Source organism: Streptomyces sp. Ncost-T10-10d (assembly GCF_900091955.1).
Taxonomy (GTDB): domain Bacteria; phylum Actinomycetota; class Actinomycetes; order Streptomycetales; family Streptomycetaceae; genus Streptomyces.
Window position 1 is genome coordinate 141,587 of the sequence record NZ_FMDF01000138.1, and the last position, 9,954, is coordinate 151,540.

8 protein-coding genes are annotated in these 9,954 nt (G+C 69.2%); all 8 read left to right on the top strand.

Annotated elements, in window-relative coordinates; genetic code table 11:
- Positions 1 to 39: 39 nt before the first annotated feature.
- On the top strand, positions 40 to 1,242 hold the full coding sequence (locus GA0115254_RS23670) for a CapA family protein (RefSeq protein WP_370740931.1): 1,203 nt from the start codon (positions 40 to 42) through the stop codon (positions 1,240 to 1,242).
- Positions 1,243 to 1,516: 274 nt separating this feature from the next.
- Positions 1,517 to 3,814, top strand: coding sequence for a HAMP domain-containing protein (locus GA0115254_RS23675; protein ID WP_256102743.1), 2,298 nt, complete (start codon positions 1,517 to 1,519; stop codon positions 3,812 to 3,814).
- 6 nt (positions 3,815 to 3,820) lie between these two features.
- Positions 3,821 to 5,473 (top strand): poly-gamma-glutamate synthase PgsB, encoded by a 1,653-nt coding sequence (gene pgsB / locus GA0115254_RS23680; RefSeq protein WP_093897271.1) that lies wholly within the window; start codon positions 3,821 to 3,823, stop codon positions 5,471 to 5,473.
- The gene (locus GA0115254_RS23685) at positions 5,470 to 5,952 is read left to right on the top strand and encodes a poly-gamma-glutamate biosynthesis protein PgsC/CapC (RefSeq protein WP_093897272.1); all 483 of its coding nucleotides are present in this window, start codon (positions 5,470 to 5,472) and stop codon (positions 5,950 to 5,952) included. Before pgsB ends, GA0115254_RS23685 begins: the two co-directional genes overlap by 4 nt.
- A 44-nt stretch (positions 5,953 to 5,996) precedes the next feature.
- Entirely contained in the window at positions 5,997 to 7,079 is a 1,083-nt protein-coding gene (locus GA0115254_RS23690; RefSeq protein WP_093897273.1) for a C40 family peptidase, read from the top strand.
- 379 nt (positions 7,080 to 7,458) lie between these two features.
- Complete coding sequence (gene glmS / locus GA0115254_RS23695) at positions 7,459 to 9,306, top strand: glutamine--fructose-6-phosphate transaminase (isomerizing) (RefSeq protein ID WP_093897274.1); 1,848 nt, start codon at positions 7,459 to 7,461, stop codon at positions 9,304 to 9,306.
- Between the two features lie 20 nt (positions 9,307 to 9,326).
- Complete coding sequence (locus tag GA0115254_RS23700; RefSeq protein WP_093897275.1) at positions 9,327 to 9,695, top strand: holo-ACP synthase; 369 nt, start codon at positions 9,327 to 9,329, stop codon at positions 9,693 to 9,695.
- Between the two features lie 4 nt (positions 9,696 to 9,699).
- The coding region (locus GA0115254_RS23705) for an NAD(P)H-hydrate epimerase (protein WP_218105575.1) at positions 9,700 to 9,954 on the top strand (255 nt) is incomplete at its 3' end.

A 9,954-nucleotide genomic window follows, 5' to 3' on the forward strand; every position in this document is an offset into this window, starting at 1 on the left:
CCATTCCCTCACAGTTCCTTCGTAGGTCGCGCCACCGTGCTGGCGCTTCTCGTCGCCACCGCCGCAGGTTGTTCGCTTCCGGGCAGTGACAGCGGCGCCGACGCCGAGTCCGGCCCGTCTTTCACCGTCGCCGCAGCGGGCGACATCCTGATCCACCCGCAGCTGACCGAGCAGGCCCGCAAGGATGCCGCGTCGGCCGGCGGCAAGGACGCCGGGAGCAGTGACACCGCTGCCGATGAGCTCGACTTCGGTGCGATCATGGCCGGGGTCAAGCCTGTGATCAGCAAGGCCGACCTGGCGATCTGTCACTTCGAGCCGGTCGTCGGCAAGCCTGAGGGGCCGTTCCAGAGCTACCCGGATTTCCTGGTCCCGCCGCAGATCACCACGGCGATCAAGGGCGTCGGTTACGACACCTGCTCGACGGCGTCGAACCACACGCTCGACCACGGCGCCGAGGGCGTGAAGCGCACGCTCGACACGCTCGACAAGGCCGGTCTCAGGCACACCGGTTCGGCGCGCAGCGGCGAGGAGGCGGCCAAGCCGCTGATCATGGATGTGAAGGGCGTGAAGGTCGCCCAGCTGTCGTACGCCTTCGGGTTCAACGGCCGGGAGATTCCGGCCGACAAGCCCTGGATCGTCAACCAGAACTCGTTCGACCGGATCGCCGCCGCCGAGAAGGCTGCCCGCAAGGCCGGCGCCGAGGTGGTGATCCTCAGCATCCACTGGGGACGTGAGCACCACCCGGATCCGAGCGCCCCACAGCTGAAGCTGGCCCGCAGGCTGGCGAAGGAGACCGGGATCAACCTGGTGATCGGCCACCACGCGCATGTGGTGCAGCCGATGGAGAAGGTCGACGGTACCTGGGTCGCGTACGGCCTCGGCAACCAGCTGGCGCGGCACGACGTGCCCTCCGGACTGACCGAGGAAGGTGTCATCGGCTGGTTCGAGTTCCACAAGCGGGGCGACACGTGGGACGTGGACGCCCGCTACGTACCGACGCTCGTCACCATCCCGCCGGACGTCGACGAGAGCGACCCGGATTCCGCCGACGCGGCCGAGGCGCCCGGCGCGGTGAAGGACCACCGGCTGCTGAATCTCGCCGAATCCCTGCGCAGCGGCAAGGACCTGTCACATGAGGAGCGGGCCAGATACCAGCTGGCCTTTGAACGTACCCAGGGCACGATGCTCAACCGGGGTGCTGCCAAGGACGGTCTGAAGCCGCTGGTGGATCTTCCTGACTGATCCGCACCCACCCGCACGCCAACTTTCCACCGACCCGCGGCCGAACTGCAGTTGTCCCACGGTTGTCCATCGGATGACGTGCAGATGAAGCACGGCGAACCGGCATCCGAGCTCCGTCGCATCACGGTTCGGACTTCAAACGTGGCGTACGTCACACCGGCAACTCTCCGTGCAACTTTCCGCCAAGCTTCCTAGTCGTGGAACTGGTCGCACCACTCCATGACACGCATCGGTGCGGGCCGGAACTCGGGCCAGAACCTGAAAGGCAACACTCATGGCCGCTTCGTCGGTGAAACGGCGGCACAAGGTCAGACGCCGGGCCGACATGTCGCTGTTGGGCGGCATCCGTCCACCCATTGCGGTCCTCTCGGCCCTGCTGCTCTCCCTCGCGGGCATCACCGCCCTCGGCCTGGGCAGAGCCGGTCAGGACCCTGTACCCGCGGCCGTGCTGACGTCACAGCAGCACTTCGCCGAGGACGGTGCCGTCGCCATGCGCGCCTCGATCGACGAGAGCGCCACCGACCTGACCCGTACCGCCGGGCTCTTCAACGCCGGGGAGCCGGTCTCGCCGGACGCCGTCCTCGACAAGATCGGCAGTGTCTACCAGAAATGGATGGGCACCGCCGTCGTGGAGATCAAGTCCGGTCGGATGCTCGCCGCCCGCGGTGAGAACGTGCCCGTCACCGCCGTCGATACGAGCAAGCTCGCCGAGAAGGACGGGCTCAGCCCGCGCATGGTGCGGCTGCAGAACGGCGAGACCCGGCTGCTCGCCTTCGCCCTGCTCTCCTGGCCGGACCGGCCGCAGCAGTTGCTGATCGCTTCGAGCAGTCTGCGCTTCCCGGGCATCAGCCTCGGGCAGTTCCGCTCCATCGCCGTCATCGACAGCGAGGGGCGCATCCTCAGCAGCGACGGCATTCCGGAACCCGAGCAGGTGCTCACCGATCTTCAGCGCGAAGGCGTCAAGCGCTCCAACAAGCAGCTGAAAGCTTTCTCCAAGATCGCTGCCGTCAAGTCGGCGGAGCATCCGCTCAAGGCGAAGGAGCCCGGTTCCGGCGGCTTCCTCGGGGTCAGCGGCAGTCTGCTCGGCGACTCCTTCGAGGGCGACCGTTCCATCGCCGGATATGCCACGCTCACCGGCCCGGAGCCCGGCGAAGGGACTGTCGCGACCGCGCTCGGCCTGACCGTCGTCTCCATGGTCGATGTCGCGGTGGACCCCACCAAGGTCGCCGGGCCGTTCTTCGGCCTGCTCGCCGCGGCCGCGCTGCTGCTGATCGGCGCCCTCGCGGTCGCCCTGCTGCTCGGTACGGTCCAGCGACCGCTGCTGAAACTCTTCCTGGAGAGCCGTCGGCTCACCCGCGGCGATCTGACCCGCCCCGTCACCGTCCCGAGGTACGGCGAGGCCGCGCGGATCGGGCAGGCCCTGGAACGGCTCCGCCGCCAGCTCCTCGGCGAACCGGCCGGCGCCACCGACGCGTCCTCCGGCACGTCGCGCCGCCGCCGTGTCGGCACCCGCGGCCTCGTCGTGGTCTGCGGTGTCCTGCTCCTCGCCTGGTCGGCGCCGATGCTGCTGCTCTTCAACCGCGCCGACTCGACCGTCGCCGTACCGGAACAGATCATCAGCGACCAGCGCGAGCGCACCGACACGCTCTCCGACCGGGTGCGCCGCGCGCTCAACGAGGGCCACGCCGACCTGGTCTCCGTCTCCGCGCTGATCGGCAACCGGACCAGCCCCGACGACATGAAGAAGGTCCTGGAGCGCACCCGCACCGAGCACGTGCGCTACCGGTCGCTGTACGTACGCTCCGCCGAGGGCACCGTCCTCGCCCGGGCCGGCGAGTCCCCGCACAGCCTGCCCGTGAGCGGGAGCGGCGACGACAAGCTGTCCGCGCAGTCGATCAGCGTCCTCAACGAGTCGGGCAAGGAGCCCGTCATCGCCGGATACGCCGAGATCCCGGGCCGCGACGGAGCCGCCGTGATCGGTGAGTTCCGGATCGACTTCATCAACTCGCTGCTCAAGCGCCCCGGCCTCGGCCAGATCCGGGTCATCGACGACGAAGGCCGGGTCCTCGGCGGCAACACCGGCTACCTCGCCTTCCAGAGCCTTCCGAAGCGGCTCGACGAACTGGCGACCGGCACCAACCAGAAGACCGGCCTCAGCGCCCGCGCCAGCGGTGTCATGTACCGCGACGGAGACGGGGTCCAGGTCGCCGGAGCCGCACCGTTCGTCGGCGGCGGGGCAGCGAAGAAGCTCGGCTGGACGGTGGTCAGCTGGCAGCCCGCCGCGGGTCTCGCGATCCCCGAGTACAGCCTGCAGAACCGCACCGTCCTGGCCGGACTGCTCGGCGTCACCGCTGCCGCCGCTTGCCTCGGCTGGCTGCACATCGTCGTCGTACGGCCGCTGCGCGAACTGGCCGGCAAGGCCGAGGCGCTCGCCGACGGCGATCGGCGCACCGTGCTCTTCCCGCACCACCACGACGAGGTCGGCGCGGTCACGCGAAGTCTCGAACTCGTCCGGCAGCAGCTCCAGGAGCAGCGCAGACGCGACGGCGCTCCCCTCGCCGGAAGGAACTGATCGGCCTTGCTCTTCCTCTACACCGTGCTCGTGGTGTGCTGCGCGATCCTGCTGATCGCGGGAATCGTCGAGCAGCGCCGCCATTTCAGCAATCTGGAGCGGATCCCGACCCGCGTACTGATCAACGGCATCCGCGGCAAGAGTTCCATCACCCGGCTCTGCGCCGGCGCACTGCGCGGCGGTGACCTCGTCACCGTCGCCAAGACGACCGGCACCGCGGCCCGCTTCATCCACCCGGACGCCACCGAGGAGCCGGTCTACCGCAAGTTCGGCATCGCCAACGTGGTGGAGCAGATCGGCATCGTGCGACGGGCCGCCTCGTACAACCCGGACGCGCTCGTCATCGAATGCATGGCCGTCATGCCGGCGCTCCAGGAGATCAACCAGTCGAAGCTGATCCGTTCGACGATCGGCGTGCTCTGCAACGTACGCGAGGACCATCTGGCCGAAATGGGCCCGACCCTCGACGACGTGGCCCGCTCGCTGTGCCGCTCCATGCCGGAGGGCGGCATCTGTGTCACCGCCGAGCAGGACCGCTTCGACATCCTCCAGGAGGAGGCGGACGCCCGGGATTGCAAGCTGATCTACGCGGACCCGGAGACCGTCAGCGACGAGGAGCTGCGCGGGTTCAGCTGGTTCACCTTCAAGGAGAACGTGGCAATCGCGCTGACCGTCGCCGAACTCCTCGGCGTCGACCGGGAGACCGCGCTCCAGGGCATGTACGACGCCCCGCCGGACCCGGGTGTCCTCTCCGTCGAGCGGTACCGCACCCACGACGACAAGCGGCTGCGGTTCGCGAACGTCTTCGCGGCCAATGACCCCGAGTCGACGCTGATGAACATCAACCAGCTGCTCGACCTGGGTGCGATCAGCCGGCCGCTGAACGTCGTCATCAACTGCCGCCCCGACCGGGTCGAGCGCAACGGGCAGATGGGCCAGATCATCCCCGACCTCCAGCCGGAGAAGGTCTTCGTCATCGGGCACCCGGCGAAGAGCGCCATCGACGCGATCCCCGCCCAGTGGCGGCACACGGCGGTCGACCTGGGCGGTGACAAGCGCGACCCGGAGGAATTCATGCGGCAGCTGCTCGACCAGCTCGGCCCGGAGTCCTCGCTCGTCGCGATCGGCAACATTCACGGACAGGGCGAACTTCTGCTGGAACAGCTGGCCGAACTGCCCGCGGACGAGACGCCGGACGACATGCCGGACAACACGCCGGACGAGCCGGACGAGCCGGACGCGAGGGACGCGCACAACGGCGTGCGCGGCGAGGCACGTGCCGAACGACACGACGACGGACCGCCCACCGCGGCCGTTCCCGTGATCCCGGCCCAGCCCCAGCCCCAGCGCCGAGCGCCCGCCCCCGAACCCGGCCACGTGCGGCACGACGAGACGCTCGCGCTCCCGCGGTACACACCGCGCCTCGACCCGTTCGCGCCGTACCCCGAGGCGTACGAGACCCGCTACCAGCAGCACCGACCGGCTGTACGCCCCCGGCAGCCCCAGCCGGGACAGCGGACGCAGCAGCCCCGGCCGACGTCCGAGACACCGCCACAGAGCCCGGCGCAGCCGCCCGCAGAGCCTTATGTACGCGGTCCGTTCGAGCCGGTTCGGCCGCCCGCCCCGGCCCAGCAGCAGAACCCAGGAGAACCCCGTTGATCCCCTCCGTCCTCACCCCTGAGATAGCCGCGATCGGTATCGCCCTGGGGCTGATGTTCTCGCTGGTCTGCTATCTGACGACCAACCTCTCACCCGGCGGCATGATCACCCCGGGCTGGCTGGCCCTCACCCTCGTCGAGGACCTGCAGCGCGCGGCCATGGTGGTCGGCGTCACCGTGCTGACGTACGTTGCCGTCCTCGGCCTCCAGCGCGTCGTCATCCTCTACGGCAAGCGGCTGTTCTCCACCGTCGTACTCACCGGCGTCGTCTTCCAGGCGACGCTCATGATCGTGCTGTCGCTCGAGTTCCCGCTGATGTACACCAACCAGACACTCGGCTTCATCGTCCCCGGCCTGATCGCCTATCAGCTCGTCCGCCAGCCCAAGGGCGCGACGCTGCTCGCGACCGGCACGGTGACGCTGATGGCGTACGTCGTACTCACCGCCGGAATCCTGCTCGGTGCCCTGCCCACCGTCTGACCCACCGACACCGCTCGACCCACCCACCCGGAGCTGACCGACTCATGAGTGCCAAGACCAAGCGCGGCCCCCGCCCGGTGCTGCATGCCGTCACGGTGATCAGCCTGCTTGCGGGCAGCGCCTACCTCACCGTCGAACTGCGCAAGGACGAACAGGCCAAGGCCCCTGCCGTACAGGCCGTCACCGACAACCCGGCACTGCGGTCCTCCGGCGCCGGTCTCAAGAACGGCGAACAGAGCTGGGAACGACTGCAGAACCCGGCCCGCACCCTGCTGCGCGGGAGCAACGGCGAGATCCTCGCCAGCTTCACCGACGGCGCCCGCACCGCCACGCTCACCGGCCCCAGCCGAACGTTCACCGAACCCGCCTACACCAAGTCCCGGGTCGTCACCGAGGACTGGGTGCGGCTCATGCCGTACCAGTGGAAGAAGGGCTCCGAGAAGGAGAAGTGGTTCAAGGACTGGTTCAAGGAGTTCTTCGGCAGCGAGGAGGACGACCTCTTCGCGACGGCCTTCCAATACGTCGACCAGGCCCCGGTCAAGAAGGACGACGAGGGGGTCCCGTACGCCGGGGACGCCAACTTCGGTCCGATCAACCCGAACGGCAGCCCGGGCAACGACTACCGGCTGGAGGAGTCCGACTTCTTCGACTACCTCGGCATCCCGTACACGTTCCGCAACGGCACCACGATGCAGCCGCGCCCGGAGCGCGCCCGCTCGATGGACTGCTCCGGCTTCATCCGTACGGTCTTCGGCTACCGCGCCCGCTATCCGCTCATGGCCACCGACACCCTCGGCGACGGACTGCCGCGCACCGCCAACGGCATGGCCCGCTCGAACCGCGGCACGGACGTCATCGAGCTCAAGGGCATCGCCCCCACGGACCGGCCGAAGAGCATCGACGTGCTGCAACCGGGCGACCTGGTCTTCTTCAAACTCGACCAGCGCACCAAGCAGCGCCTCGACCACGTCGGCATGTACATGGGGCACGACACCGACGGACACAAGATCTTCGTGTCCAGCCGCGAAGAGGTCAACGGACCGACCATCGGAGACAAGGGCGGCACGTCCCGGCTGGACGGGAACGGGTACTACGCCTCCACGCTGCGCAGTGCCAAACGTCTGTGACGTGAGAGCGTGCCGGACCGATGGAGTCGCGACCCGCGTACGTGTCGTCGTCGGGACGGCGGACGGTCACGGTGGGCGGCCGGCCTTGCGGGCAGTGGTGGACGGGCCGAGCACCTCGGTGTCGCCTTCTGCGAGGCCATCGAGGTGTACAGCGGCCTGGAGGGCAACCTGAGCTGATCACGCGCCCCCGGCCCGCCAGGGACGTCGTGCGGTTGCCGGACGGGTCGCAGCCGACGGGGTGCGGTGGCTTCGGGGGCGGGCCGGTCCGGGTGGGTGCGGGGCTCTGTCCTCGATCTCCGGAGGGGCTCGATTTCTGCCGCTCCGTTCACCTTCTGGGACGATGCGAAGAAGAGGGGCGGGCGACCAGGAAGGGAACGGTATGTGCGGAATCGTCGGATACGTCGGTGGGCAGTCGGCGCAGGACGTCGTCGTCGCGGGTCTCAAGCGCCTCGAATACCGGGGCTACGACTCGGCGGGCATCGCTGTCCTCGCGGACGGCGGGCTCGCCTCCGCGAAGAAGGCCGGGAAGCTCGTCAATCTGGAGAAGACGCTGGCCGAGGCGCCGATCCCGGCCGGAACCGCCGGGATCGGGCACACCCGCTGGGCCACTCACGGCGCCCCCACCGACGCCAATGCCCACCCGCACCTCGACAATGCGGGCCGCGTCGCCGTCGTGCACAACGGGATCATCGAGAACTTCGCGATCCTGCGCGCCGAACTCGCCGAGCGCGGCCACGATCTGGCCTCCGAGACCGACACCGAGGTCGTCGCCCATCTCCTCGCCGAGGCGTTCTCGTCCTGTGCCGACATGGCGGAGGCGATGCGGCAGGTCTGCCGGCAGCTGGAGGGCGCCTTCACCCTCGTCGCCGTGCACGCGGACGCGCCCGACGCGGTGGTCGGAGCCCGGCGCAACTCGCCGCTCGTGGTGGGGGTGGGGGAGGACGAGTCGTTCCTGGCCTCCGACGTGGCCGCGTTCATCGCGCACACCCGCTCCGCGATCGAGCTGGGTCAGGACCAGGTGGTGGAGCTGCGCCGAGAAGGTGTCACCGTCACCGACTTCGACGGGCGGCCCGCCGAGGTCCGTGAGTACCACGTGGACTGGGACGTGTCCGCCGCCGAGAAGGGCGGCCACGCCTCCTTCATGCTCAAGGAGATCGAGGACCAGCCCAAGGCCGTCGCCGACACGCTCCTCGGGCGGATCGACGGGGTCGGCCGGCTCCACCTCGACGAGGTACGGATCACGCCCCGCGAGCTCCGGGAGGTCGACAAGGTCGTCATCGTCGCCTGCGGTACCGCGTTCCACGCAGGGATGATCGCCAAGTACGCCATCGAGCACTGGACCAGGATTCCCTGCGAGACCGAGCTGGCCAGCGAGTTCCGCTACCGCGACCCGATCCTCGACCACCGCACCCTTGTCGTCGCGATCTCCCAGTCGGGCGAGACGATGGACACTCTGATGGCCCTGCGGCACGCCCGCGAACAGGGCGCGAAGGTCCTCGCCATCTGCAACACGAACGGCTCCACCATCCCGCGGGAGTCCGATGCCGTGCTCTACACGCACGCCGGGCCCGAAGTCGCCGTCGCCTCCACCAAGGCGTTTCTCACCCAGCTCGTCGCCTGCTACCTCGTCGCCCTGTATCTCGGACAGATCTGCGGTACCAAGTGGGGGGACGAGATCCGGACCGTCATCCGCCAGCTCTCCGAGATCTCCGGAGCGGTCGAACGGGTCCTTGCGACCATGGAACCCGTACGCGCACTCGCCCGCTCCCTCGCCGACCACGACACCGTGCTCTTCCTGGGCCGCCATGTCGGCTATCCCGTAGCCCTGGAAGGCGCGTTGAAGCTCAAGGAACTCGCGTACATGCACGCCGAGGGCTTCGCCGCGGGCGAGCTCAAGCACGGGCCGATCGCGCTCATCGAGGACGATCTGCCGGTCGTCGTGGTCGTGCCCTCACCGCGCGGCCGGTCGGTGCTGCACGACAAGATCGTGTCGAACATCCAGGAGATCCGGGCCCGCGGCGCCCGCACCATCGTCATCGCCGAGGAGGGGGACGAGGCGGTCGTCCCGTACGCCGATCATCTGATCCGGATTCCCGTTACGCCTACGCTGCTTCAGCCGCTGGTGTCGACCGTGCCGCTGCAGGTGTTCGCCTGCGAACTGGCGACGGCCCGCGGCAACGATGTGGACCAGCCGCGCAATCTGGCGAAGTCCGTGACCGTGGAGTAGCGAGCAGAGAAGGAACACGCGTGATCATCGGGGTCGGGATCGATGTGGCCGAGATCGAACGGTTCGACGCGGCGCTGGAGCGTACGCCGCAGATGGCCGACCGGCTCTTCCTGAAGAGCGAGTTGCTGCTGCCCAGCGGCGAGCGGCGCGGTATCGCCTCGCTCGCCGCGCGGTTCGCCGCGAAGGAGGCCCTCGCGAAGGCGCTCGGCGCGCCGAGCGGCCTGCTCTGGACGGACGCCGAGGTGTACGTCGAGGACAGCGGGCAGCCCCGTCTGCGGGTGATCGGCACGGTTGCCGCGCGCGCGGCCGAGCTGGGTGTACGGCACTGGCATGTGTCGCTCAGCCACGACGCGGGGGTGGCGTCGGCCGTGGTGATCGCGGAGGGTTGAGCACATGCGTACTGCGTACAGCGTTCAGACCGTACGGGCCGCCGAACGGGCCCTGATGGCCAAGCTGCCCCAGGGCGCCCTGATGCAGCGAGCCGCGGCGGGACTCGCGGCAGCCTGCGCCGATGTGCTGCGGCGGCGCGGCCGGGTGTACGGGTCCCGGGTCGTCCTGCTCGTCGGCAGCGGCGACAACGGGGGCGACGCGCTGTACGCGGGCGCCCGGCTGGCCCGCCGCGGTGCGGGCGTGCGCGCCGTGCTCACC